This is a genomic window from Acidisoma silvae, from assembly GCF_020618775.1.
Taxonomy (GTDB): domain Bacteria; phylum Pseudomonadota; class Alphaproteobacteria; order Acetobacterales; family Acetobacteraceae; genus Acidisoma; species Acidisoma silvae.
In genome coordinates this window covers 33592-59569 of sequence record NZ_JAESVB010000009.1, presented here as the reverse complement: position 1 = coordinate 59569, position 25978 = coordinate 33592, and the positions used below count along the sequence as shown (strand labels likewise).

Below are 25978 nucleotides of genomic sequence, written 5' to 3'. Positions count from 1 at the left end.
ACTGCAGGTTCTGACCTTTGCGGTCTTCAGCATCCGAAAGCGAAAGCTGTGGTGACGGCAAAGGTCTCAGGACCGCAAGTGACAGGTCAGTGACAGGGGATAGCGTTGCACAGCCAAGCATGCGCGAAATGATGCTGCCTATCTGGCTTTTCATGCTGATTCTGGCGCCCATTGCCGGCAGTTTTTTGGGCGTAATCGTGCGCCGGCTGGGCACAGGCAGATCGCCTGTACGCGGGCGCTCGGCTTGCGAGGCCTGCGGCGTAACGATCGCCTCGTACGATCTTGTGCCGCTGATCAGCTTCGCAGTGCTCGGTGGCGCGTGCCGCCATTGCCGCAAGCCCATCGCGCTCTTTCATCCGGCGGTCGAGGCTGCCGCCATTCTGCTGGCATTGTGGGCGATGACGGTGGCAGGGGGCGTCTGGCTGGCGCTGTCCTGCGGGCTGGGCTGGATGCTGTTGGGTCTTGCACTTTGCGATGCCGCCCAGTACCGCCTGCCGGACGCGCTGACCCTGACCTTGTTGATCATGGGACTGGCCATGACAGTGGCTTTTCTGCCTGCCGCGACGGCCGATCATGCACTGGCGGCGGCTTTGGGATACGGATTGTTTCGCCTGATGGGCTGGATCTATATGCAGCTGCGCGGGGTTGCCGGGCTGGGGCAGGGCGATGCCAAGCTGCTGGCCGCTTCGGGTGCCTGGCTTGGTCTTGCGGCACTCCCCAATCTTATTCTCATCGCCGCCGCGTCAGCGCTGGTCTTCGCTCTTTTCATGAAGGCGCGCGGCAAAGCCATCGACGCGCAGACAAAACTGGCCTTCGGGCCGTTCATTGCTTTGGCCACATGGCTCATTTGGCTATACGGGCAGGATGATGTCTTCAAGTTTTCACCTTACTTGCTGACTGTTTTGAAATAGCTGTCGAGCGGCCTGCAACACCTGCTGCTCATAGGCTTCGCTCAGCATGGCGGTATGGGAATGATAATAACCGACGGCCTTGAGGAGATCGCCATGGGCTTCGTTGAGATAGCTGCGCATGATGGCACCGGCGGCCGCGATGTTGAAACAAGGATCACTGATCAGACGCCTGTAGACGACATCTTCCGCGAAGCCTGAATAAACGCTGAGCGGATGCAGCCAGATCGTATTGACCTGCATGACGCCAAGGTCTTCCGTCCCATTGGCATCTGCCCGCACAACACCGGCATTGCCGCCTTCGACATGCTGGATCGACGGCAGAACACGCGGCGGCAAGGCATAAAGATGAGCGACAAGCGCCATGCAGGCGAGAAAACGAACGGGCATTCTCGGTCTCCGGGCAATCCGGGTGCTTTGACAGAGCCTTGCTCTACAGCAATCGGCAGCGATGAGGTGAATAGAATGTGCATGGTGCGGAAGAAAGCGAAGATGGCCGCAGATGAGGGGTTCACGCTGCTGGAAGTGCTTGTCGTCATCGTCATCATCGGTTTGCTGGTGGGTTTCGTGGCACCCGCCGTGCTGCGTCAGCTGGGCGGGGCGCGTGTCTCCGTCGCGAAGCAGTCGATCGAGCGCCTGGGTTCAATCCTCGATATGTATAAGCTCGATGTCGGAACCTATCCCTCCAGCGCGGACGGGCTTTCGGCGCTGGTCACGCAGCCCTCCGATGTTTCGAACTGGAGCGGGCCTTATCTGAAAAGCGACGGCAATCTGCTTGACCCCTGGAATCATCCCTATGTCTATCGCAATCCGTCCAATCGCGCCGGCCTCGACTATGATCTTTGCTCGGCCGGGCCGAATGGCCAGAATGGCTCGGCCGATAGCCGCGACATGATCTGCAATCGCTGATCGCCCCGCGCGTCAGTCCCCGCGCTGCCAGGTCAGGATGCGATAGGGCCGGGTGGCGTCACTGTCGGAAAAGCGGACGGTCGTATCCCGTACGAAGCGGGCGGACCCGCTGGCAGCGTCCACGATAATCTCGACGGCCAAGCTGCCCGTCTGATCGGGCGCCATGGCTGCCAATCCCGCGCCATTCTGACGCATCATGCGCATCAGGCTGCGCAGCACGAGCGGATCGGCGAAAGCCGGTGCCGGCATTTCCGCATCGCCGTAAACCGAAAGATGCGGAACAAGACAATCGGCAATCGCCGGCGTCATGCCGAGGACGAGGCGGATTTCATCGCGCGTCTGAAATGCCCGACCAGACGGAGCATAGGTCAGCCCGGCCGCGCGATAGGTCGCTATGATCTTGTGCAGGTCGTCATTTGGGGAGCGCCAATCGGTGATCGACTGCGACAGATGCACGGCGGCGGACGGAGCGGCAGCGCATTCTTCCAAAAGTGCAGTCAGCAGCGGTCCGGGCGCCATATTGGGATTGACCAGGCCGGCAAGATTGCGAACGTGAACGGTGCTGGTCCCGCCCGGCAGCACAACGGTCTGGATGGTATTCGCCAGTCGTCCATTTGCTCTGGTCATGAGATGAAAGATGGTGGTTTGAACGGCATTGTCGGCCAAGGTTTCGGCGAAGGCCGCCTGCCGCAAATTGCTGGCGAGCTGCGTCTCCCGCCGCCCTGCGGCGAGGAGCTGCGTGATGATGAGCGAAAGCAGAATCAGAGCCCAAAGCACGAGCAGGAGGGCAAAGCCGGAGTCCCGATGATCCTTTCCACCTGATCGCAGCACAATCATTCAGGCTCAGGGAGACCCGAAGCGCTTGCGGATCACGGCGGTCGGGTCATCCGATCCACTCAGCGGCATTTGCTGCAAGACCTGCGGGACCGCCGCCGCATTCGGCAATTGCTCACGCAGGTCTTCAGTCAGATCAAGCGCATCGCGCTGATCATGGATGACATGGGGTGTGATGAGAACGAGAAGCTCATCGCGCGTGCGCGTATTGCTCTGCTGCCCGAACAGCGCGCCAATGACTGGAATATCCTTGATGAAGGGCACGCCCTGGTTGCTGCGGGTAACATTGTCCTGAATGAGACCGGCCAGGCCGATCGTCTGGCCGTCCTGCACCACGACGCGCGATTGCACATCGCGCTGCGTGAAGGTGGGGGAATTGATGCCGGTCGTGGAGGAGGTGGAGGTCGCCGTGGTATTCACGTTGCTGACTTCCTGCGCGATATCGAGCGTCACCAGCCCGTCGCTGCTGACACGCGGCGTCACTTCCAGAATGACGCCGGTCTGCTCATACGAGACGGAATTGATGATGTCGGACGTGCTCGTGACCGTACTCTGGGCCTGTTGCGTCAGATAAGGAACAAGATCGCCAACCTCCAGCCGGGCAGGCTGGTTGTCCAGCACCATCAGTTCCGGCGAAGACAAAACATGCACGGTGCTGACAGCCTGCAGCATGTCGAGTGCCACCTGAGAGGCATCGCTGCCCGCAAGAAAATAGCCGCTGAAACTATTGGTTGCGTTGAAAACCGATGTCAGCGTGCCGTTGAGCCCGCCGGATTTGAAGAAGAACTGCGTGCCGTAGCGCAAGGCGTCGTTAAGCTGCACTTCGGCAATCACCGCGTCGATCCGAACCTGCAACGGGATGATGTCGATCTTGCGCAGCGTTTCCTGCACGGTGCTCAATTCCTGTGGCGTGCCATAGATGAGCAGGGCATTGTTCTGTCCATCGGGAATGATCCGCATTTCATCATTGCTACCGCCGCTGCCGCCGCTCGCCGCATCCAGCCCACCTAAAAGCGGATTGGCGCTGGACGCTGAACTGCCGCCGCCGCTGCTGCTGCCCAGACCACTTCCGCTCGCGCCCAGGCCGCCCAGACTGCCGCCGCCGATACCGCCGACGCCGCCATTGCCCAGGCCGCCGGTGCCGGCGCCACTGATGCCGCCGGCCGCGCCGCCGCTTTGTGACGTGTCGCTCGGGGATTTCACAGTCGCTGTCGGCGTCGGTGTGGCCGTGACATGGTCAGGCGTAAAAGCCTGCTGAAGGATATAGGCGACGTCGTTGCTATGGCCGTTTTGCAGATAATAGACGGTCCAGCTGCGGGTCGTCGTATTCTGCCGCCGGCGGATGAGGCCGAAGATACGCTCGGCGGCGGAAATGGTGGCAGGGTTGTTCGCCGTCACCAGAACGGCATTGATGCGGTCCATGGGAATGACACGGGTCGCCTGATCGCCATTGGATGGCGTGCGGGCATTGCCGCCGCCGGATGTGTCGATCGCCTGTTGCAACGCATTCGCCATGTCTTTCGCGCTGCCGCTATCGACCGGAAAGAGCGCGAAGGACTGCCCGGCCAGGCTGTTCACGTCGAAGGCCGCGATCAACCCTGCCAAGGCTTCGCGTGCGGTGGGGTCACCTGCCAGAAGAATGGCATTGCCGCCCGGCGCGGCGGCGATCCGCGCGCCCTGGCTGACGAAGGGTTGCAGCACGCGCACAAGATCATCCGCGCCGACATAGTGCAGCGGAATGATCTGGCTGCCTGCGGCGCCGGCCGCACCGGCAAGGGCCGGTGAATTGGCGCCGCTGGTGGGAACGATGCGGTATAGCGCGCCATCCGTCACCAGCGTCGCGTTTACCTGCGAGAGGAGAACGCCGAGTGTCGGCAGAAGCTGATCGCTGCTGATCGGGGTCGAGCTGTGCAGTGACACGGTGCCATGCACGCCAGGGTCGATCGTGTAATTGGCGTGCAGCATTCCGCCCAGAATTTGCGCGGCGACGGCGCGGATATCGGTATCGGCGAAATCCAGTGTCGCGCCGGCACCGGTCGCGCCGGGTGCTGGCGCGCCTGCGCTGCCGGCGCTTGCCGTGGACTGGGTGTCGCTATTCACGCCGTAGCTGACCCCACCGGTGCCGAGGGACGCCGTTCTGCCGACAGGACCGTCCTCCCGGATCGATGCCATGCCCGCGCTGGATGATACGGAGGGGAGGGGCGTCAACGGTGGTGGCGCCGTCGGGCGCACGCAGCCGCCCAGCCCGACTGTCGCTACAAGGATGAAAATGAGGGGGCGCAGGCAAGGCGCTGACAGGTCAGGTGGCATCCGGTGGGCTAAGCCTGTCTCATGGTGGTCGTCACAATTCAGTTGGCTTGATTGGTCATGACGGCAGCGGATCGTGCCAGAGCGCGATCGCTGGTATCCGTCCCGGCCCGGAAAGCGAAAACCATGAAGCTTGCGTCAAGAGCGGGATGGCTGGCGTCGATCCCGTTCCCTTTCGCGGCCCCTGTCAGGGCGTGGAGCGACAGGTCATCGACGACAAGGCCGAGCGCGCTATCGTCCATCGCCTTCAGAAGCCCCACGAGCGTCGGCCAGGTTGCGGTTGTTTCAATCTGTAGGCCGATGCGCCGGAAGGCGCCACGCTGTGTCGCGGGCAGCACCTCGACACTGGACGGCAGCACACCGCTGCCGGCGGCAAGATCCTGTACGGCATTCTGCAAATTGGCGGCGGCAATCGCATCAGTGTCGCCGGAAATGAGGGCAGAGGCTGCGTTCGTTGTGCGGTCAGTCTTGGCTGTCTTCGCGATCCGGTGAAGGGCGGGCAGGGCATCGGCGATCGTCTGCATATGGGCCAGCACCGCCGCCTGATCGGTCAGCCTGCTCTCGCGCTCGGCATAGAAACCCATCGACGGCTGGATGCAGATCGACCAAAACAGCGCAGGGGCGGCCAGCGTCAGCCCAATTGCCAGCATTTGCCCGGCTTTTCCATCCGGCAGCCACTTTATGAGAGCGGCGGTCATGGGCGTATTTCAGCGCTGATCGCGAAGATATCCGCGTGGCGGTCCGTGTCGCTTGTCACCGGAGCGGCAAAGGCTGGATCGGCGACGAGGCTGACGGCGGCCAGTCTGCCGATAAGCTGGGCGGCGGCATGGGATTCGCCGCCCAGATGCAGCACTCTTTGCTGTAGGGTAAGATCAGTGAGCCAGGTATCGTCCGGCAAAGCATCGGTCACGGCGGCAAGCGCCTGCAAAGGGTCACCAGCAATGCCGCGCTCCACACGCAGGACGACATTGCTTTCCGCATCGGATTCGATTGCGCGCCGCAGAGCGCTTGCGGCGGCGACCGCCGGTTGCAATGCCGCGATCCTTTCGCCGACCGCAGAGAGCTGCATCTGCTGGCGCAGGAAAGGTGTCACGCAGAGAATGGCAAAAAGAACGCCGCAGGCGGCAAAGGCCGTGACGCGCACCGGGCTGCCGATAGGGCGACGCGCTTTCTCTGAAGCCAGCCGGATCCTCCGTCGAGGAGCGTCGGCTTCATCGCCACCGTTCTCCAGGCAATCGGCATGCAGGCCGGCACTCTGCAAGGCATCGAGAATGGGCGCGATGACGTCGCGCCTGGCAAGACGCAAGCGGATGTCGAGCTTGCCGAGCCGCCTGTCCTGGCCCGCAATCATCCAGTCCCAGAAGACATCGGCGGGAGCGAAGGGTGTCAGCCGGTTCATCTCGTAATGCAGCAACTGGGCCAGATCCCGCTCTACAGCGACAGGCAGAGAGACTTTGCGTTCGAGAATAGTGCCGGCAGGCAGGCTCAGCCTAAGCGGCGTCTGCTTCACACCCGGCAACGCGCGCAGCTGTGCCAAGCCGTCCGCGTTGAAGGGCAAAACGACAATCCCCGACCCGATGCCGGCAATCTCCATGGATTTGTCGTGATAGTGACGAACGGACTGAAGTTCGATTGTCACGCCAACGCTTTGCCCGCCGCTTTTAAAGCGCGACAGGAACGGCAGGATGGTAAGCCATTGTCTTATCCACCATTTGAGAAATTCAGCAAGCATCGCAGGCGCCTCGCCCCAATTGACGAAGTCTAACGACTTGGCGCACCGGATCGACCGCAGTTTCATGACAGTTTCGGAAAGGCAGAATTCTCTGTTTCATCCGCTAAGGCTGAAAGAAAACATTGGTTCGTTTTCCATGCAGAACCCGTATTGCAGCCGCAGATATGGCCGGTTTTGCCACTTCTCTGGAAAAGGCCAGATCAAGGAAACGGACTTGCCCATCTTTTGTGAGCAGAACGCGTTCATCCGTTACGGTCTGAATGGTCCAGCCGCCGACCTCGGCACCGACGCCCAGGATCTTGGATGACGTCGGAGCAATGCCACTGTCGCCGCTAACGCTTTGTATTTCAAAGATTGCGAGCGCCGTATTCGCGAAACGAATGGTGCCCGACAGACGCGGCATGCTGCCGTCTGGCGTGGCATCGATCGGCATTGGCCGGCGGTCGATCGCAAAAAGCGGCCGGCCGAGCGCCTTGTCCTGCCATGACGCCACCGGGCGCGCGGCATCGGTCGCATGGGTGTCCAGCCTCGGCAAAGCGCGAGGGCGGGCAGGCGGCGCTGGAACGTCGGTCCCGGCGCTCGGCATCGCTTCCACCACGATGGCGGCGGCAAGCGACAGAACAAGGCCGCCGAGGAGAAGGCTTTCCCGGTGACGCTGCAAAACCGTGATCGCTGTGGGCCATGCCATGGCGTCAGGCAGCGGTCGGCACGGCGCCGCGCGCGTTTATCCCCGCGCTGCGCGGCGCAGGGCCAGTCTCGTCAAACAGCAGCAGGCGGCCGGAATTCGCCATGCCGACCAGCGTGCTGAAATTATGCACGACGGCGGCGATAATGGCGCCCTCCGCACCCAGCAGGCCGCAGGCGGCCAGAACGATCAGGATGATCGTCCAGCCCAGGCCGAAGGCGACATTGACGTGAATGGTGCGGCGGCAGCGGCGGCTGAGGCGGATACAAGTCGCCAGCCGCCGCAGATCACTTGTCATCAGCACAAGATCGGCGGAGGCAAGGGCCACATCTGTACCCTGTGCGCCCATTGCCACGCCCACGGCACCCGCCTTCAGCGCCAGACTGTCATTGATGCCGTCGCCGATGACCATGGGCTTGAAGCCATCGCGTACTTCATCCAGCACGCGATGCATCTTCTGCTCCGGCAGGGCATCGGCACAGATGTCCTCGATGCCGAGTTGGCGGCCGATCCGCTGCGCGACCTGCGCGCGATCGCCGGTCAACAAAATCTGGCGCCGGAGGCCGAGCTTCCGCAGGTCTTCCAAGGCTTCGAAGGATTCAGCGCGAGGCTCATCGGCCAGCATCAGCCAGCCCAGGAAGCGCGTGCCACGGCTGAGCGCCACCATCGGCCCGTCATGCTCAGGCATGTCATGCGCGACGATGCCGAAACTCGCGAGCAGGGCCGGTCGCCCCATGGCGATGCGGTCATCGCCCAGCCGCGCATGCATGCCAAGGCCCCGGTCTTCCCGCACGTCCTGCAAAGGCAGATGCAGGTCTGGCGCCACGATGCCCGCGAGCGCCCGGCTGACCGGATGGTTGCTTTCATTGCCCAAACTGGCGGCCAGCGCCATCATCTCGCCCTCGGCGACGCCGGGCATGGCGTGCAGCCGGACGAGGTTCAGCTTGCCGGTGGTGACGGTGCCGGTCTTGTCGAAGACGACGGAGGATACCTCCGCCAGTTGCTCCAGGAAGGCGGAGCCCTTGATGAGGATGCCGTGGCGGGCAGCGACCGCGATTGCCGCGACGGCGGTGGCGGGCGCGGCCAGCACCAGCGCGCAGGGGCAGGACGCGACGAGCACGGCCAGCATGGCGGCGGTGCTGCCGGTCGCGAACCAGACGCCGGCCGCGACCAGCAGGATCAGCACCATGTAGTGGCCGGAATAGGCTTCCAGCAGTCGCGTCACCGGCGGCTTGGCGGCTTCCGCCTCATGCATCAGCGCCACGATCTTGCCGAGAGTGGTATCGTCGCCGATGCGCGTCACTTCGACCACAAGGCTGCCGTCGAGATTGACGGAACCGGCCATGATCGGCGCGCCTGCATGAACTTCGATCGGCACCGATTCACCGGTCAGCGAGGCCGTGTCGAGGTTGGCGGCGCCTTCACGGATCACGCCGTCAACCGGCACGCGGTCGCCGGCATGGAGCAGGATGCGGTCACCGATGCGCAGCGCCTGGGTCGGCACGTCCTCGGCCTGCCCATCGGCGCCCACCCGCCGCGCACTGCTTTGCACCAGCCGCCCCAGTGCGCCGATAGCCTCGCGGGAGCCCAGCAGGCTGCGTTCCTCCAGCACATGCCCGATGATCATGACGATCGGCAGCAGGGCGGCGGTGATAAGATCCCCTGTCGCCCAGCAGGCGAGCAGGGCGAGTGCCACCAATTGGTCGCTCATGCCGTGCAGGCTGGGGCGGCGCAGGCTGTCCCAGGCGGCCGTCAGCACCGGCACGGTGACCAGCAGCGCGGCGAGGCCGGCCACCAGTTCCGACACGTTCTGATCCTGCGGAAAGGTAACACGCCAGATCAGGGCGATGCATAGCAGGCCGCCCGCGATCATGGACAAGGTCAGGCGGACAGCGAGGGAGGAGCGTTCGGCGAAGCTCAGCAGCGTCGGACGCTTGGACGCATCGCTTTGGCCGAGGGCTTCGGCGGCGCTGTCGGGAAGGGCGGTGGCGCTCATGGCATCGGTCCCGGAAGAAGGATTTGCTGGGCGCTGCGCGGGTCGACGGTGGTGACCATGCCCGCATGCTGAAGAATGACCGCGATCTCATCCTGATACGCGTGGGTCAGCAGGGTATCGCGGTCGGCGGGCGTTTCCTGCGCCTCCAGCGCGCCGATGGGCGCGGCCTCCGCCATCGCCATCTTGATGCGCTCATCGGCAGCGGCGGCTGCGGACGAGATGATGCCGTCGCGCTGCTGATTGGCGTCCTGCATGATGTGTTCGGCATCGGTATGGGCGGCAGCGGCATTCTGATCCGCGATCTGTGCGGCCGTCAGCACGCCGTCGAACGCCGCCTTGGCGACAGGCGGCAGCAGCGCCACCAGATCGACGCGGCTAATGGCGATGCCCAGGTCTTCTCCCGACGCCCTTAACGCATTCAGCCGCGTGTTCATCGCCGCCACGAGGTCGCTTCGCAACGCCTCGCGACGGGCGGCAAGCGCGCTGATGGCAGCACTGCCGGGGCCTGCGACATCTTCATCCGGCTGGGCGACCAGGAAGTCATCGAGATTGCGCGAGGCCGTCAGCGACACCGCACTGGCCTGGAAGATGCGCTGCAAAGCCGGCAGAACATGATTTTCCACCAGCAGATACGCCGAAGGCGCGGTGATGGTGTAAAACAGCGTGGCGTCGAGCGAAACGACATTGCCGTCACCCGTCATCAGATAGGCGGCATTGAACAGGTCACGCTCGCCCTGCATGTGGATGACGTCATCATTCGGCGCGAGCTGAAAATCCGTCTCGTCCGACTGGAAGCCGGTCGATTGCGCCTGCACCTTGTAGGCAATCTGCCGGTCCGCCGCCGGCAGCATGCGCACCTGCTCGATCGGCGCAGGCCAGGCGAGCAAAAGCCCGGCCTCCTGCACCCGGTTCACACGCCCGAAACGGAAAACCACCGCGCGGCTGTCGGGCGCCACCTGATGGATATTGCCAGCGGCCCAACCGGCACCGAGCAGGATGACCAGGGCATAGAGCATGAGAAAGCCCAGGCGAACGGTGCCTGCAACGGGGCCTTCCAAAGCCGGGTCGCGCGGCGCGCGGCTCATCGCGCGACTTGCCCTTCGCTACGGCTGAACAGCCCGAGTTCCGCGGCGGACGCCGCAAGCGGGGGCGGAGTGGCGCTTGGCAGGGCCGGGACATTCGCGGCGTCCGGCACGGGTGGCGCTGGCGGTATCGCGGGGAGGGGCAGACTGGCCTTGGGTCTGTCGCCCAAAGGCGGACCTTGCACCAGTACATCGAAGGGCGCTGCATCCGTGCGCAGGATAAGGCGCGTGCGCGGTCCCACCACCGCCGTCAGCGTGTCGAGGGAGCGCAGCATCATATAAAGCGACGGATCGCGCGCATAGGTCGCGCCATAGATTTGCGCAGCCTTTTGCCGCGACTGCGCTTCGATCTGCGCGGCATCGGCCTGCGCATTGGCGATGGTGATCCGCGCGTCTCGCATCGCGTCCGACCTGATCTGCGCTGCGATGCGCAGCCCCTCGGCGGTACGCTCGGCGGCCACCGTCTCGCGCTCAGAGCGCATGCGCGCCACCGTTGCCGCGAGCGTTTCGGCAGGCAGACTCAGGCGTTCCACACCCACCTGCTCAATCTGCACGCCGTAGATGGCGAGCACCTGCTGCGCGATCGTGTTCTGCAACTGCTGCTCGAACGCGGCCAGCCGCACCTTGCTGCGGTCGGTATTGACCAGGTCATCCAGATCGAAATCGCTGGCCGTGATCTGTAGCGCCGAGCCCACGAAGCTGCGCAGCTGGCGTGCGGCTTCATCGGGATTATTGCCGGTGGCGCGCAGGAATTGCTGAATGCGCGATGGGTCGCTTGGAACCCGCCAAGCCAGGAAGGCCTGCACCAGAATCCGCAGCCCGTCCCGCGTGCCGACATCCTGCACGCCGCTCGATGTCGTATGCAGGCGGAGGTCGACCGCGATAGTGCTGTCGATAGGCGCCGGGATTTTCCAGGCAAGACCAGGGCGGGTCAGCACGCGTACCGGATCGCCGAAGCGCGTGACGACCACGGCCTCCCCGTCCGTCACCATGACATCCGACGACACGATGGCGGCACCGGCAAGAATGACACCGGCCAGCGTCAGGCGAAGGGCCAGGCGCGCGCCTGAACGCTTTTGGCCAGCCATGGCAGGGCTACCGGGTGCGGGTGCGTTCATATTGAGGCTCTCGGTTTCTGTCGCCGGCCGGTCATGGCGGCGTATAGGCAGCGTTGGGCGCCGGCATGGAAGCGGTCGATGTCCCGGCCGGCGCGCGAAGATCGAAGATCGCGGCCGTGGCGTGATCCAGACGGTGATCGACAATTTCGACATCGCCCTGTGCCAGGGCCGTCTTCAGATCATGGAAATACCGCTCGAGCAGGAAAGCGCGGCCGCCCGCACGATGGGCAAGACTATCGGCATCCGCGCGGGATTGTTCGCCAAGCGCCGAATCAACCCGCTCGGCGGCCGTGGCTTCAGCGACGACCCGCATATTATGGGCGCTCGACAGGGCAGCGCTCAGGGTCGTATGCGCACGCCCCTGTTCCTGCGAATATTGCATGGAGGCGATGATCTGGGCCGTCTGTACGCCACGATAGGCGATGGCGGCGCCGCCGGGCGGATGCAGTGACTCGACGATCAGGGACAGCACTTCCAGCCCGCTATGCTGCGCGTCGAGATCCTGCTGCACCGCAGTTCTGAGGCCGGTCGCGATCTCCTCGTTGCGTTCGCCGAGAACTTCCGAAAGGGTGCGGTCGACAAAAAAATGCGCCAGCTCCCGGCCGGCGATGGAGCGCACCAGACTTGCCGGGTCAACCATGCTGTAGAGAGCGGCGCGCGCATCGGCATCGGTCAGCCCCACGCGATACAGCACGTTGATGCTGACGCTTGCCGTCTCGAAGCTCTGCCGGCTGCCGATGGCACTGGCGATGATATAGGACGTCTCGTTGGCGAATTGCTGGTCCCACAGCCGGTTGGCACTGGGTGGCGGTGGGCCGTCTGCGGTCGAGAGGTCTGCGACGCCGAGGCTGGTCGTGGCGGTGGTGCCGCCAGCGACAGTACTGTCCAGTGCCACGGCGTGAACGACGCCATATTCCACCATGCGCACGCGGCCGAATGGCCAGGGCAGCAGGATATGGAGGCCCGGCTCCAGCATGGCCACAGGCGCGCCGAAACGCTCATAGGAGCCTCGGGCGTCGAGCCCGACGCGGACGACGCCGGACAGGCACCAGGTGAACAACAGAAGACCCAGCAGAACCGGTGCGGCGGCCGTGCGAGCGTAGCTGATCGCCCAACTGCGCGTGATGTCGATGCCGAACTGTGTTTTCAGTTTCTCGGCCGCCTTGCCGAGTTGCATATGGCCGGGTTGCAGCAGGGAAGCAGCGGCGCTGCCGATCATCGCGCGGGCGGCCATTGGCGCGCGGGGCGGCAGAAACCAGATGGCAAGCGTGCGCAGGGCAAGTTCGGCGGCAACGAGGCCGATATAGGCCTGTATCAGGACGGCGGCCCAAGCGCCGAGCGGCACGCCGATGCCACGCGCCGCCAAAAGCGCGGCATAGGCGAGCAGGACGGCCGCCGGCAGGCGCAGCAGCGCCGCAAGGGGATCGCGTTCCGGAAAGCAAACCGCAGGGATGGCGCCGACACACCGTTCGCCGATCAGGAAAGCAAAGGCGGGAACGGCCAGAATCCCGGTCAGCACCGGCCAGTTGGCGAAGATCGGGGGTAGGGCGCTGGGCGGCAGGCTGCGGAGCGCCAGGGCAGCGGCCAGCATGCCGGTGAGCAGCAGCAGCCCCTGCGGCCAGCCGGCGAGCGAGGAGACGGCGGAGGGACGGGTGATGGCATTGGCAGCGAGCGAGCGAGCGCGGCCGGATAAAATCAGCAGGCAGCTCAGCAGGGCCGTCAGCGTCACGGTCAGGCCAGCGATCAGAGCGCCGGTCAGACCGTCATGCGTCAGATCGGCAAAAACAGGCAAAGCGCCATGGTGATGGCGCATCCAGACGAGCGCTGCCAGAAGCGCCAGAAGGCAAAGAGCGTAGGCGATAGAAATCCACCGCAACGGGCGCGCGACCCGACGGGAGTCGGAAAAGGCCGGAATGACTGAGAGGCTGGTGACCTCGTCGCCGTCGTTGGGCAGATGCATGGATCAGACTTCTAAAAGGCAGCCGGACGCCGCGCGAGGCAGCGTCCGGCCTGTTGCGATCAGCTCTTGGTCGCAGGGAAGGTGAACATATCCATCAGATCGCCAATGGCCGGACCGTTGGTCGGCGCATAGGGATTGCTGGTGGTAGACACCGGGTCAGGCAGATTATCGCGGGTGGTGGTGCCGACTTTCTCCAGACCCCAGTTCTTTTCCACAAACTTCAGGAAGGACACATGGTCGGCATAGACATGCGAGACATTGCCGCCCGTGGAGAAGGGAGAGACCATGATCGCCGGAATGCGCGTGCCGTCGCCGAAGAAGTCAAGCGGCTGAACATAGCCGGAGTCCCAGTAGCCGCCGCCTTCGTCGAAGGTGACGAGAATGGCCGTATGTGCCCAAAGTGCCGGATTGGCCTGGACTTCCGTGATGATGTTCTTCGTGAAGGCTTCGAACAGATCAAGCTTGGAGGAGGCCGGGTGACCGTCGAGCAGGCCGTCCGGCTTGACGAAGGAAACCGCCGGCAGCGTGCCCGAGCTGATGGCCGTCGTGAGATCCGTGACGTCCTTCAGATGCGTGGTGCGTTGCGTAGCGCTGGTCATGATCGCCGTTTCATACAGGAAGGGATTGCAGATATTGCAATAGATGCTTCCGGTATCGCTGCTCGGATCCTTCACGTAGTTGTTCCAGCCCGCGCCGTAATAAGCCCAGGAGATGCTGTGCTTGTTGAGCACGTCACCGATGGTCGGCACCGGAGACGGCGGGATGGTGAAGGTCGAGGTATTGACGGTGCCGTCACCGAAATAGCCGGGATTGTAGTTATTCAGCAGGTAATAGGCCCCGGTCGCGCATTTCGGGCTGACTGCGGTCGGCAGAGCGGCAAGGAAGCCGCGCACCGCTGTTACGCCCGGCTGGGTCGCGTCGGAACATTCGCTATAGGAACCGCCGGAATAGCCGTCCTGAACCCACCAGTTATTCGTGCCGGACTGGGAGTTGGGGTTTTCGATTTCATTGGTCGGCGGGGTCGCGATATGGCCCTGGCCGTCCGTGTAGTAGATGGCAAGGCCCGTGCCGAGCGCGATATGGTTGGCGCCTGTGCCGCCCATGATCGACTGATGGAAGTTGTCGCTGATGGTGTACTGATCAGCGAGCGACTTGAACGTCGCGACATCGCCTTCCGCCATGTTGTAGAAGCCCATCGAGGTCGAGCCTTCACCCGTCGACAAATTGGTGAAGTTCGTGGGCTGCGTCGCGCCGTTGGTGCCGGCGCCTTCGGTCACTTCCGTCCAAGGGAAAAGGTCAGCGAGGCAGCCGGACGGGTTGGCGGCAGTGATGTGACCGACCGCGCAATCCTCTTCCTGCCACATCTGATAGAAGCGATGCACCGGGCTTGATGTATAGGCATCGTAAGGCATTTTCGGGCCGGAGATCTGATAGGGGCCATTGGCCGGCGCAGCCGCATTGGTGATGCGGGTATCCGTGCTGTCGGAGGCGAGACCGGTCGCACCCGTGGTCAGCAGCCTATAGCTGGCCGAGGGCAGACCGTCCTGAATGACGCTTTCGATCGCGGAGACACCGGCAACCGTCGCGAAGGGCGGCGGGTCATTGTCGGCGGCCTTTGTCGGCGCACCATCGGTCCCGACCGGGGGCAGAGCGGAGTAAAGCGCCTTGCCACCCGGCGCGGTGGCATAGGTCCCTGTCTGGGACGCGGAAAACTGGCCGGCCTTCACGAAATTGGCGCCAGGCGTGCCATCCGCGCGAACAATGCCTTCGGACAGAAGGTTATAGACGCTTTGACCCGTCTTCGGCTTATAGGTCGCGAAAACATGGTCGAAGGTGCGGTTTTCACCGATAATGACAATGATATGATCAATCGGCGTGGTCGGGCTTCCGACGCCGACGAGTTGATCAACGCCCGTGCTGCTCTGAGCGTAGGAGATTACGGGATTAGCTAAAACAGACAGCGCTGTCGCAGCAATCATCGACAAACGCAGTGATCGTGCAAGGCACGATACCGGCTTAGTCCTCATTGGATCATCTCCAGAGTGGATTGGGGCGGACTGAATATCCGCTTATGTCGTGGCATCTGGTTTTTTCAGACAAAGACGTTTTTCGTCCCTATCAATACGGTTAAAATTTGATGACACGATCCGAAACGATCAAGATTTTTTCTTTGTGCGAAAGGCATTTATTGTTTGAAAATAAGAATCGCATTGATTCTACAAATAAATATCGTACCCACAAATAAATTGATGCCTAAACTGATAAGGTAAATGATATTGCGATTTACTCGCAATGATTTGCCGTTCGATTATGTCACGAAAAAGCGCAGAGTTCTGCGGATGGCATGGGCTTTTAGGGCCAAACGCGATATTGCCTTCCGTGCTATGATCCACTGATACAAAAACTGCGTTTTTGATAGAGCACAGAAAAATAAGCAATTTCTCTGAATATGAGATCGCAATGGCAAAACATACAGACGGCAATGTGGAAGGATGAGTTTCTTCGAAGGTTAACAACTCCACCTCCCTCAGGTCGACTACCGTCATTCATGAAGCATCGTCGCAAGGCGGGCAGCAAGCTTTGAACGTGCAAGAACCAGACGTAATGGCCACCTCGGCAAACATGCCGAGGCGATGACTTTCGTCGTGAAGATCATGGGAAGGGCGGTGACATGCCAAACATCAGCTGGAATGGCGGCTCGGGAAACTGGACGGACGAGGACAATTGGACCCCACAGCAGGTGCCAGGGTCATCAGACACGGCAACGATCGCCGGGTCCGCTGCTGCGGATGTTTTAATCGGCCTATCCGACAGCGTGACGGTATCCGGGCTGATGCTCGATGATGCACTCGGCACTGTCGAGGTTGACGGCTTCCTCTCAGTTGCCGAGGTCACTTTAACCTCTGGCTTGCTCGTTGATGTGGGAACAATCGCCAACGCAACAGTTATACTGAATGGTGGTTCGCTTGACGTCGCCGACGGTGTACTGCAGGCGGATACCATCCAGGGCCTGCTTACCATCGGCGACGGCGACACCGTCGTGCTGCTGGACGGGTTCACGGTGGTCAATGCCGACGGCACGCCCGGCACCATCGCGCTGACGGGCGCGGATGCGACGCTGGAAGTGACCGATGCCGAGACGCTCGACAATGCGACCATCACCATGGGCAATGCCAGCGATCTCGACACGCTGCAAGTCGATAATGTTCTGACGCTGGGTCAGGGCATCCTGCTGCAAACGGCCGGCAGCATCACTACCGACATGATCACCGGCGCCGGCATCGTCATCAATGACGGCTCCCTCCTCGCGGATGGCGGCAGCGGCACGGTGGTGCTGGAAACGACGGATTTCGACAATAATGGCGGTCTGACGGTCAATGGCGGCCAGGATCTGGAGATCGAGGTTTTCGGCACGTTCGACAATAGCGGCCTGCTGGCGATCAGCAATGGCAGCACGGTCTCGGAACTCGACGCCTCCGCTTTCCTCAATACCGGTTCCATCCGCATCGGCACCGGTTCGGAATTCGACCTTTACAATTATGCGCCCGATATGTCGCAGGGCCAGACGGTGGGCGGCACGGTCGAGATCGACGGCCTTCTGGATGCTGGCGGCAATACGATCGATATCGATGCCACAGGCGCCTTCTCGGAACTGGACAATTTCGGCACGCTGGCGAATGCGACCATCGTCATGGATGGCGGCGTTCTGGGCCTCGGCACCAGCACCTTCCAGGATGATACGATCGAAGGCCTGCTCACCATCGGCGACGGCGACACCGTCGTGTTGCAGGACGGGTTCACGGTGGTCAATGCCGACGGCACGCCCGGCACCATCGCGCTGACGGGCGCGGATGCGCTGCTGGAAGTGACGGATGCCGAGACGCTCGACAATGCAACCATCACCATGGGCAATGCCGGCGATCTCGACACGCTGCAAGTCGACAATGCGCTGACGCTGGGGCAGGGTATCCTGTTGCAAACGGCCGGCAGCATCACCACCGACATGATCACCGGGGCCGGCATCGTCATCAATGACGGCTCCCTCCTCGTGGATGGCAGCAGTGGCACGGTGGTGCTGGAAACGACGGATTTCGACAATAATGGCGGTCTGACGGTCAATGGCGGCCAGGATCTGGAGATCGAGGTTTTCGGCACCTTCGACAATAGCGGCCTGCTGGCGATCAGCAATGGCAGCACGGTCTCGGAACTCGACGCCTCCGCTTTCCTCAATACCGGCTCTATCCGCATCGGAACCGGTTCTGAATTCGACCTTTACAATTATGCGCCCGAAATGTCGCAGGGCCAGACGGTGGGCGGCACGGTCGAGATCGACGGTCTGCTGGATGCCGGCGGCAATACGATCGATATCGATGCCACGGGCGCCTTCTCGGAACTGGACAATTTCGGAACGCTGGCGAATGCGACCATCGTCATGGATGGCGGCGTTTTGGGCCTCGGCACCAGCACGTTCCAGGACGATACGATTGAAGGCCTGCTTACCATCGGTGACGGCGACACCGTCGTGCTACAGGGCGGGTTTGCGATCACCGGCGCGGATGGCAGCTCTGCCGGCACCATCGCGCTGACGGGCGCGGATAGCACGCTTGAAATCGCGGACAACGAAACCCTCAACGCGACGACGATCACTATCGGCAGCGCGGATGACGTTTCGACCTTGCAGGTCGATAGCACGCTGACGCTTGGTAGCGGATCCATCATCCAAACGGGGCCGAGCATCGTCAGCGACGCCATCACCGGTGCCGGCACTGTCATCAACGATGGCACGGTTCTGGCAGATGCGCCGGGCGGCAATCTGGTTATCGGCACGACGGATTTCACCAATGCCGGCCAGGTTTCCGTGACGAATGGCGGCAGCTTGCAAATCCAGACCTTCGACGCTTTCGCCAATGCCGGCACGCTGAGCGTGACGAGCGGCGGCCTGGCGACGGTTGAAAGCGTCGTCACCACCTTCTCGAACACCGGCGCCATGGTGGTGAATGGCGGTTCCCTGATGATCGATGCGGAACTTCAGGGCAGCGGCGGGGTCACCTCTCTCAGCGACGGCGGCCAAGTCGAACTCGGCGCTTCCGCTAGCGGCGGCCAGAGCTTTGATTTTACGGATGGCACGGGCCAGCTGGTGCTCGACGACGCCGCCGATTTCGGCAGCCTGGTCAGTGGCTTCCAGCAGGGCGACAGCATTGTCCTGACCGGCTTTGGCGGGGCGAGCGAGACCTATGCCGATGGCGTCGTGACCATCACACAGTCGAGCACGGTGCTGGGCATCCCCATCACGACGGTCGCGACCATCCAGGTGGAAGGCGATTACCAGGCGAGCGATTTTGCGACCTCCACGGATAGCAACGGCGATCTGGTGCTCACCACGGATGTGCTGCCTTGCTTCGCGGCGGGCACTCATATTCTGACGACTGCGGGCGAGATCCCCGTGGAACGACTGAAGGCAGGCGACGGCGTGGTAACCGTGACTGAAGGCAAGCGGCGCGTGACGCCAATTGTCTGGGTTGGCTTCCGTGCGGTCGATATCAGCTGCCACCCGGCGCCTGGGAAGGTACGCCCGGTGCGCGTGCAGCGCGGCGCTTTTGGCCCCAAGCAGCCGATGCGTGATCTTCTGCTCTCGCCGGATCACGCGATCTATGTGGAGGGCGTCCTCGTGCCGGTGAAGTATCTCATCAACGGCACTACCGTGCGGACGGATGACTCAATCCAGAGCGTCGTCTACTATCATGTCCAGCTCAAGCAGCACGAGGTTCTGCTGTCTGAAGGATTGCCGACCGAGAGCTATCTCGAATCTGGCGGTCGCGGCATGTTCGCCAATGGCGGCCAACCCATCGTGCTGCATCCGGACTTCTCGGATATCGCCTGGGATATCCTCGGCTGCGCGCCCTTGAAGGTTACGGGTCCGGAGGTGGAGCGCATTCAGGCGCGTCTCGCAGACCGGGCCGCCCAGCCCGCCCACCGGGGTCGCGGGCAGAAAAAGGTGAGGGTGGCCTAGTGGGAGTCTGTCTGAGCGCGCAGACAAGCGCTTGTGTCTGACCGCTCTCACTGATCGTCATATCGCTTCTCGGAGCGATGTGGCGATCAGGATCCTGCTGCGATACCTGCGCTTTAATGGGTCGAGCGCGTGTTTTTAACCCCGGACTCGCGATATTGAGCGAGATCCGCGATATCGGCATTCGAGATCAGGTCATCGATCTCTGAGCATGCACAGACAACGCTACGGCTTACCCAGCCCAGCTTGGTATGATCGGCAAGGATCAGGCTGCGGCTGGTATGGCGCATCATGGCGCGCGCGACGGCCGCCTCATTCAGGTCATGATAGGTCACCCCGGCCTCAGGGTCGAGCGCGACCGGCGACAAAATACATATATCCGTGCGATGGCGTGCGATCTCCGCGATTGTGACATCGCCGTAGGTGGATGGCACCTCGGTTCCCATCAATCCGCCCAGCAATAGGATTTCACTATTGCTGTTGGCCGCGCGCAGGGTCATCGCGACTTCCAGGGAATTGGTAATCACAAGCAGTTCCGGAACATGAACCAGTTCCTGGGCGAATGTCGCCGTGGTCGTGCCCGCATCGATAAAGCAACTGCTACCGGGCTTGATCAGAGCGACGGCGGCCCGCGCAATATCGCGTTTCGCATCCATCTGTACGCGCTTGCGGGTGCGGAAGGGACGCTCCGGCGGCGGATCGGCACGTACCGCACCGCCATGGACGCGGCGCAGCTTGCCGTCACGTTCCAGCAGCAGCAGGTCTCGCCGGATCGTCTCTCGTGATACCTGAAGCTCAGCCGCAATCGCATCCGTCTCGACACGGCCGACCGTGCCAATCATCTCCATGATGCGTTGCTGGCGTTCGTCGACCCACATAGCGCTCCCTCGCGTCAGCCTGGAATGATGCCGCGCGAGGTGCGCGCGCCGCAAGCCGATTTGTGTGGTTTTCTGTTTTTTTGTGGATTTGTGGATTTAGTTCTTGGCGGCGTCGAATGTCTGCCGCTAGGATCGCGCATGACACGCATTCGGCGGCGGCCTTCAATGATCGCCGGATAATCGGGGACTACGCAGTCGCTAACACGGTACCGGAGTTCACGCGTTTCACGCTGAGGGTTCTATGTACCAGTTATCTCGTCGCAAGCTGCTGACGGCCACAGCCGGTTCGGCAGCCGCCTTGGCTTTGCCGATGCCGTTCATTCGCCGCGCGAATGCGGCCGGCCGCAACACGCTCGTCTTCGCTTCCGCGGAGCCTGTGACGGGCAACTGGGATCCGACGAGCCATACTTCGCTCGGGCAGATCAACTTCGAAGGCTTCGTCTTCGGGCAGTTGTTCCGCACGCCCATGCGCGCGTCCAATCCGACCGAAATGGTCTGGGAACTGGCGACCGGCCAGAAGCTTATTGACCCCTATACGCTGGAAATCTCGCTGCGTGACGGTGTCACCTTCCATAACGGCGCCTCCTTCGGGGCGGCGGATGTGAAGGCGACGATGGAATATTTCACCGATCCCGCACGCCCGGCCAGCGCCTTTTTCCCTGGCCAGTGCGAAGTGGAGGTGGTCGACCGTCTCACCGCCCGCGTCCACACCAAAAAGTTCGGCTTCCCGGCCTCGGCCTTCCAGTTCATGGGCGGCTATATGGCGATTTTGTCCGCCGCCGACGTGAAAAACCCGTCCGTTCTGGCGCAGCGCCCGAACGGCACCGGCCCGTTCAAATTTGCCGACCAGAAGGGCAATGTCACCTATCTGGCCGCCTTCGATAAATACTATCAGGGCCGCCCGATCCTGGATCAGGTCCAGTTCAGCTATGTCGGCGATGCCACGACGCGCGTGCTTGGCCTGTTGAGCGGCGATATCGACATTCTGCAGCGGCTGGAGCCGGAGCAGTATGCGACGCTGAAAAAGGATCAGCGCGTCGCCGTCAGCCGTAAACTGTCGACCGAAAACAAATATCTGCATTTCCGCTGCAACAAGAAGCCCTTCGACAATCCCCTGGTGCGCTTGGCAGCCTGCCATGCCATCGATCGTTCGCAGATCATGGATCTGATGGGCGACGCCGGTGGTCAGTCCAGCGATTACATCAGCCCGCTCAAATTCGGTTACGAGACGGTGCCGAACTATCCGGAATTCGACGCCGACAAATGCCAGGCGCTGCTGAAGCAGGCCGGTTTCCCGAACGGCCAGGGCCTCCCGGAAATCGACTACATCACCTCCACCGGCTTCTATCCGAAGACGAAGGATTACGGCGAGCTCATCACCGGCATGATGCAGGACCAGGGCTTCAACGTGAAGCTGAACGTCATGGAAACTGGCGCCTGGGGCGATGTGCTGTATCAGCACAAGGGTCAGGAACCCGCCGGTCATATGATCGACTGCGGCTGGTCAACCGCGACGCCGGAACCCGACATGGTGCTGCGTGCCATGTTCTATTCCAAGGCCGGTCCTGTGGGCGGCATCATCAACGGTATTTCCGACCCCGAGATCGATGCGGCTTTCGACGCCGAGCATAACGAGACCGATACCGCGAAACGTCAGGCCTTGGTGGGCAAGGCAACGGAAGTCATCGCGTCCAAAGCGCCGTCGCTCTCGCTGTTCACGTCCGTCAACCTGAACGCGGTCAATGCTCATCTGAAGGACTTCTATATCTTCCCGAACGGTCCCATGGATGTGCACAAGGCGAGCTTCGCCGCCTAAGACGGAGGCCGCGTCATGGCTTTTCTCGCGACCTTTCTGATTCGCCGTCTGGCGCAAGGCGTGTTGATCGTGCTGATCGTGTCTTTCGCGATCTTCACGGCGCTGCGTCTTGTGCCCGGCGACCCGGCGCGCCTGATCCTGGGCCCAATGGCGAGCGATGCCGTTGTGGAGCAGACAGCGCGCGAGATGGGCCTGCGCGACCCGATTCCGGTGCAATATGTGCATTGGCTGGGGCAGGTGCTGCAGGGCAACCTCGGCACCTCCTTCATCAAGGCGAAATCAGGCGGGGAAGCGGCGGGGGGCCGCGATACGTCGGCCTTAGGCGACAAGGCGACCGTCGTCGCCTTGCTGGAGCAGTCGCTGCCGATGACTTTGCAACTGGCCGCACTCGCCCTGGTCTTCGCCTTCCTGATCTCGGTGCCGATCGGCATCGTGGCGGGCATGAATTCTGGCGGCTGGTTCGACCGCTTCGCCGTCTATCTGGGCTCGGCCTTCGTCTCCATTCCCAATTTCTGGCTGGCCATCGTGCTTGCCCTTGTCGTGACCGCCGAACTGCAATGGATCCCCTCCATTGGGTATCAGGGTTTTTCCTATACGATCCTGCCGGCCTTCGTGATCGCCATCGAGATGTCGCCCATTTTCATGCGGAGCCTGACGAGCTCAATCGCCTCGGCCAAGCAGCGCAATTTCGTGGCACTGGCCGATGTGCGTGGCCTGTCCAAGCGTCGCATCTTTCTGCGCCATATTCTGCGCAACGCGGCCGTGCCGGTGCTCAATATTTTCGGCGTGCAGATCGGCGCCATGCTCGGCGGCGTGCTGATCGTGGAATATATCTTCAACTACCCCGGTATCGGGCTTCTCACCGTGCAGGCGGTATTGGAGCGCGACTTTCCCGTCATCCAGGGCGTCGCGCTGATCTCCGCCTGTATCTTCGTCGTGATCAATATCCTCGTCGATCTTATTTCGACGAAGATCGACCCGAGGTTGGATTTCTGATGCCCTCAGACACGGTAGCGACCGCAGTGGCGCCACGCGTCCGCGTGCGGATGGAGACACCCGGCCGCCGCATTTGGCGTGCGACCCATAGGCAGTTCGAATTCAAGCTCGGCTTGTTCCTGCTGGTGGTGCTGGTGGGCGCCGCGCTCATCTACCCGCATTTTACCAAGCTTTCGCCGACGCGCATGCATATCATGCAGCGCTTTTGGCCGCCGGCCTTTCTGCCGGGCGGTCATTGGACTCATCTTCTCGGCACCGATCAGCTGGGGCGCGATCTGTTCCTGCGCTCGCTGATCGGTTTGCAGAACGCTCTGATGATCAGCGTGTCCGCCGTCATCATCATGTTCGTGGTCGGTGCCATCGTCGGCCTTCTGGCCGGGTTCTATGGCGGCATCATCGACACGGTGCTGATGCGCATCACCGACGCGCAATTGGCCGTGCCGGTCATCATCCTGGCCATCACCATTCTGACGGTGCATCGCCCCAGCCCGGAAAGCGTCACGCTTGTTCTCGCGCTCTCGGGCTGGCCCGGCTATGCGCGCGTCGTGCGCTCCGTCACCTTGGCGGAGCGGCAGCGCGAATATGTGCGCGGCGCGAAAATCCTGGGCGCATCGCCGATCCGCATCATGCTCCAGATGATCGCGCCGAACGTGCTGCCACCCATCGCCTTCGTCGCGGTGCTGGATATCGCCCGCATGATGATCTTCGAGGCCATTCTGGGCTTCATCGGCATCGGCGTGCAGCCGCCGACACCGACCTTCGGCAATATCATCGCCGACGGCCGCCAATACCTGATCAACGCCTGGTGGATTTCCACCATGCCCGGCGCCTTTCTGTTCCTGACGTTGCTCGGCATCAATCTCGTCGGCTCCTCCATCGAGCGCGCGCGCAATCAGGTTCTGGAGGGACGCATCTGATGCTTCACGAAACAGCACCGCTGCTGCGCCTCGAAGGCCTGTCCATCAGCCGGCCGGATGGCAGCGCCGTTCTGGACGGCATCGATCTGACGGTGCCAGCCGATGGCGTGCTCGGCATCCTGGGGGAGAGCGGCGCCGGCAAGACGACGCTTGCCAAGGTTATGGTCGGCTGGGTCTCAGACCCGCTGCGCATCACCGGCGGCAGCGTGCGCTTTCGCGGCGAAGATCTTCGCAGTTCTGACGTGCAGCGGAAAGTTCGTCCCCGTATCGGTTTTATTGGCGCGGACCCAGGCAATGCTTTCGACCCCACCTTGCCGGTCGGTGTGCAGATCGCAGAGAAACTGCTGGCCGTGGCCCCTGGCACGGATATGGCGGAAGCGAAAAAGCGCGTCATCGCCCTGCTGGATGCCGTGCGTATCCCCTCCGCCGCGCGCCGCTTCGCGGAATTCCCCGGCCAGTATTCCGGCGGCATGCTGCAACGCGCGGTGATCGTCGATGCGCTGATCAATGAGCCGGACCTGCTGATCTGCGACAATATCATTCAGCCGCTGGATGTGACGGTCGCGGCCCAGATCGTGCGGCTGCTGAAGGAACTGCGCGCGCGGACCAATGCCGGCATCGTCTTCATCACAACGTCTGTGCCTTCTGTCGCGGAAATCGCCGATGAGGTCGCGGTGCTGGCCGCCGGGCGCATCGTCGAGCGCGGCCTGCCCATGGCCATCGCCCGCAGCCCGCAACACGCGGTGACGCAGGAACTGGTGGCGCGCACGCCGCGTATCTGGACGGGCGAGCCTGCCCCCGAACCTTCGACCGCCGAAGTGACGCCGATCCTACAGGTCTCCGACATCACCAAGACCTATTCCGTGAAGGACCGCAGCCGGTTCTTCGGCAAGCAGAATGTGCAGGCGGTGCGCGGCGTCAGCTTCGACGTCTTTCAGGGCGACAATTTCGGCCTGGTCGGGGAATCGGGCTGCGGCAAGTCCACGCTCTCCCGCTTGCTGTCCTGGGTCGAGGAGCCCGACAGTGGGGCCATCCTCTTCGAAGGAAAGAATATCGCGGAGATGACGGGGCGGGAGCGCTTCGCCATGCGGCGCGGTTTCCAGTTGCTGCTGCAAGACCCCTATAATTGCTTGCCGCCACATCTACCGGTGGGCCGCACCATCAGCTCTTCTCTCACCATCCACGGCGTCGGCCGGAAGGAAACGGCGGAGCGCGTGCGGGCTGCGATGGCGGAGGTAGGGCTTTCGCCCGATGACCTGCACCGCCTGCCCATCGGCATGAGCGCCGGGCAACGCCAGCGCGTGAATATCGCCCGCGCTTTAGTTCTGGAGCCCAAGTTGCTGATTTTAGACGAAACACTCTCCGCATTGGACCCTGTGGAGCAGGGGCGTCTGCTTAATCTGTTCGAGCGGTTGCAGGCCAAGCACGGCCTGACCTATCTCTTCATCTCCCATGATCTGGCCATGGTGCGCCGCGTCTGCACCCGCATCGCGGTCATGTATCTGGGCAAGATGGTGGAAATCGCCGATACCGGGGGGGTCTTCTACGACCCTGGCCATCCTTACACCAAGGCGCTGCTCTCGGCCGTGCCGACGCTGGACGAACGGCCTTACAGGACCGAGGATGTGCTGCTGGATGGTGAGCCGCCGAGCCCGATCGACCTGCCGCCCGGCTGTTCCTTCACGGCACGCTGCCCCGAGGCGATGACCACCTGCCGCATGAAGGAACCGGCCTTGTGGAGCCGGCAGCCCGGACGGCTGGCCGCCTGCCACGTCACCGCGCCTGCGCCCTGACGATCGGCGCCCTGATTCTGCTTTACGGAAGACTGAAACC

Annotated in this window: 19 protein-coding genes; 7 read left to right on the top strand and 12 right to left on the bottom strand. The window is 62.5% G+C overall.

Annotated elements, in window-relative coordinates:
• Window positions 1-128 precede the first annotated feature (128 nt).
• Window positions 129-911: a prepilin peptidase gene (locus tag ASILVAE211_RS17405; RefSeq protein ID WP_227322624.1), complete on the top strand. Its 783-nt coding sequence runs from the start codon at window positions 129-131 to the stop codon at window positions 909-911.
• Here the strand turns inward: ASILVAE211_RS17405 and ASILVAE211_RS17400 are convergent.
• The gene (locus tag ASILVAE211_RS17400; RefSeq protein WP_227322623.1) at window positions 882-1298 is read right to left on the bottom strand and encodes a lytic transglycosylase domain-containing protein; all 417 of its coding nucleotides are present in this window, start codon (window positions 1296-1298) and stop codon (window positions 882-884) included. The two genes, ASILVAE211_RS17405 and ASILVAE211_RS17400, sit on opposite strands and share 30 nt — an antisense overlap.
• Before the next feature lie 102 nt (window positions 1299-1400).
• Between ASILVAE211_RS17400 and gspG the strand changes: the two genes are divergently transcribed.
• Window positions 1401-1817, top strand: a complete 417-nt coding sequence (gene gspG, locus ASILVAE211_RS17395; RefSeq protein ID WP_227322622.1) for a type II secretion system major pseudopilin GspG — start codon at window positions 1401-1403, stop codon at window positions 1815-1817.
• Between the two features lie 12 nt (window positions 1818-1829).
• On the opposite strand, the gene ASILVAE211_RS17390 is transcribed toward gspG, so the two are convergent.
• The 10 genes from ASILVAE211_RS17390 to ASILVAE211_RS17345 all read right to left on the bottom strand — a co-directional run bounded on the left by ASILVAE211_RS17390 (window position 1830) and on the right by ASILVAE211_RS17345 (window position 15510).
• Window positions 1830-2654, bottom strand: coding sequence for a type II secretion system minor pseudopilin (locus ASILVAE211_RS17390; RefSeq protein ID WP_227322621.1), 825 nt, complete (start codon window positions 2652-2654; stop codon window positions 1830-1832).
• 6 nt (window positions 2655-2660) lie between these two features.
• Complete coding sequence (gene gspD / locus ASILVAE211_RS17385; protein WP_227322620.1) at window positions 2661-4823, bottom strand: type II secretion system secretin GspD; 2163 nt, start codon at window positions 4821-4823, stop codon at window positions 2661-2663.
• A gap of 176 nt (window positions 4824-4999) precedes the next feature.
• Window positions 5000-5656: a type II secretion system protein GspM gene (gene gspM, locus ASILVAE211_RS17380; RefSeq protein WP_227322619.1), complete on the bottom strand. Its 657-nt coding sequence runs from the start codon at window positions 5654-5656 to the stop codon at window positions 5000-5002.
• Window positions 5653-6690: a PilN domain-containing protein gene (locus tag ASILVAE211_RS17375; RefSeq protein WP_227322618.1), complete on the bottom strand. Its 1038-nt coding sequence runs from the start codon at window positions 6688-6690 to the stop codon at window positions 5653-5655. The genes gspM and ASILVAE211_RS17375 overlap by 4 nt, the downstream gene beginning before the upstream one ends.
• Window positions 6691-6793: 103 nt before the next feature.
• The gene (locus ASILVAE211_RS17370; protein ID WP_227322617.1) at window positions 6794-7378 is read right to left on the bottom strand and encodes a hypothetical protein; all 585 of its coding nucleotides are present in this window, start codon (window positions 7376-7378) and stop codon (window positions 6794-6796) included.
• 4 nt (window positions 7379-7382) lie between these two features.
• Entirely contained in the window at window positions 7383-9371 is a 1989-nt protein-coding gene (locus ASILVAE211_RS17365) for a heavy metal translocating P-type ATPase (protein WP_227322616.1), read from the bottom strand.
• Entirely contained in the window at window positions 9368-10456 is a 1089-nt protein-coding gene (locus ASILVAE211_RS17360; protein ID WP_227322615.1) for an SPFH domain-containing protein, read from the bottom strand. Before ASILVAE211_RS17360 ends, ASILVAE211_RS17365 begins: the two co-directional genes overlap by 4 nt.
• Window positions 10453-11571, bottom strand: a complete 1119-nt coding sequence (hflC, locus tag ASILVAE211_RS17355; RefSeq protein ID WP_227322614.1) for a protease modulator HflC — start codon at window positions 11569-11571, stop codon at window positions 10453-10455. Before hflC ends, ASILVAE211_RS17360 begins: the two co-directional genes overlap by 4 nt.
• A gap of 31 nt (window positions 11572-11602) precedes the next feature.
• Window positions 11603-13531: an SPFH domain-containing protein gene (locus tag ASILVAE211_RS17350; RefSeq protein WP_227322613.1), complete on the bottom strand. Its 1929-nt coding sequence runs from the start codon at window positions 13529-13531 to the stop codon at window positions 11603-11605.
• 59 nt (window positions 13532-13590) lie between these two features.
• Window positions 13591-15510 carry an alkaline phosphatase family protein gene (locus tag ASILVAE211_RS17345; protein ID WP_227322612.1) on the bottom strand — a complete coding sequence of 640 codons (1920 nt, stop codon included), beginning with the start codon at window positions 15508-15510 and terminating at the stop codon, window positions 13591-13593.
• Between the two features lie 692 nt (window positions 15511-16202).
• Here ASILVAE211_RS17345 and ASILVAE211_RS17340 point away from each other — a divergent pair.
• On the top strand, window positions 16203-19541 hold the full coding sequence (locus tag ASILVAE211_RS17340) for a Hint domain-containing protein (protein WP_227322611.1): 3339 nt from the start codon (window positions 16203-16205) through the stop codon (window positions 19539-19541).
• Between the two features lie 113 nt (window positions 19542-19654).
• On the opposite strand, the gene ASILVAE211_RS17335 is transcribed toward ASILVAE211_RS17340, so the two are convergent.
• A complete protein-coding gene (locus ASILVAE211_RS17335) occupies window positions 19655-20416 on the bottom strand; it encodes a DeoR/GlpR family DNA-binding transcription regulator (protein WP_227322610.1) in 762 nt (253 codons plus the stop codon).
• Between the two features lie 241 nt (window positions 20417-20657).
• Between ASILVAE211_RS17335 and ASILVAE211_RS17330 the strand changes: the two genes are divergently transcribed.
• The 4 genes from ASILVAE211_RS17330 to ASILVAE211_RS17315 are packed head-to-tail and all read left to right on the top strand — an operon-like array spanning window position 20658 to window position 25938.
• Window positions 20658-22232 (top strand): ABC transporter substrate-binding protein, encoded by a 1575-nt coding sequence (locus ASILVAE211_RS17330; protein ID WP_227322609.1) that lies wholly within the window; start codon window positions 20658-20660, stop codon window positions 22230-22232.
• Between the two features lie 15 nt (window positions 22233-22247).
• Window positions 22248-23228, top strand: coding sequence for an ABC transporter permease (locus ASILVAE211_RS17325; RefSeq protein WP_227322608.1), 981 nt, complete (start codon window positions 22248-22250; stop codon window positions 23226-23228).
• Window positions 23228-24145 carry an ABC transporter permease gene (locus ASILVAE211_RS17320; RefSeq protein WP_227322607.1) on the top strand — a complete coding sequence of 306 codons (918 nt, stop codon included), beginning with the start codon at window positions 23228-23230 and terminating at the stop codon, window positions 24143-24145. Before ASILVAE211_RS17325 ends, ASILVAE211_RS17320 begins: the two co-directional genes overlap by 1 nt.
• On the top strand, window positions 24145-25938 hold the full coding sequence (locus ASILVAE211_RS17315) for an ABC transporter ATP-binding protein (RefSeq protein WP_227322606.1): 1794 nt from the start codon (window positions 24145-24147) through the stop codon (window positions 25936-25938). The genes ASILVAE211_RS17320 and ASILVAE211_RS17315 overlap by 1 nt, the downstream gene beginning before the upstream one ends.
• Window positions 25939-25978 lie beyond the last annotated feature (40 nt).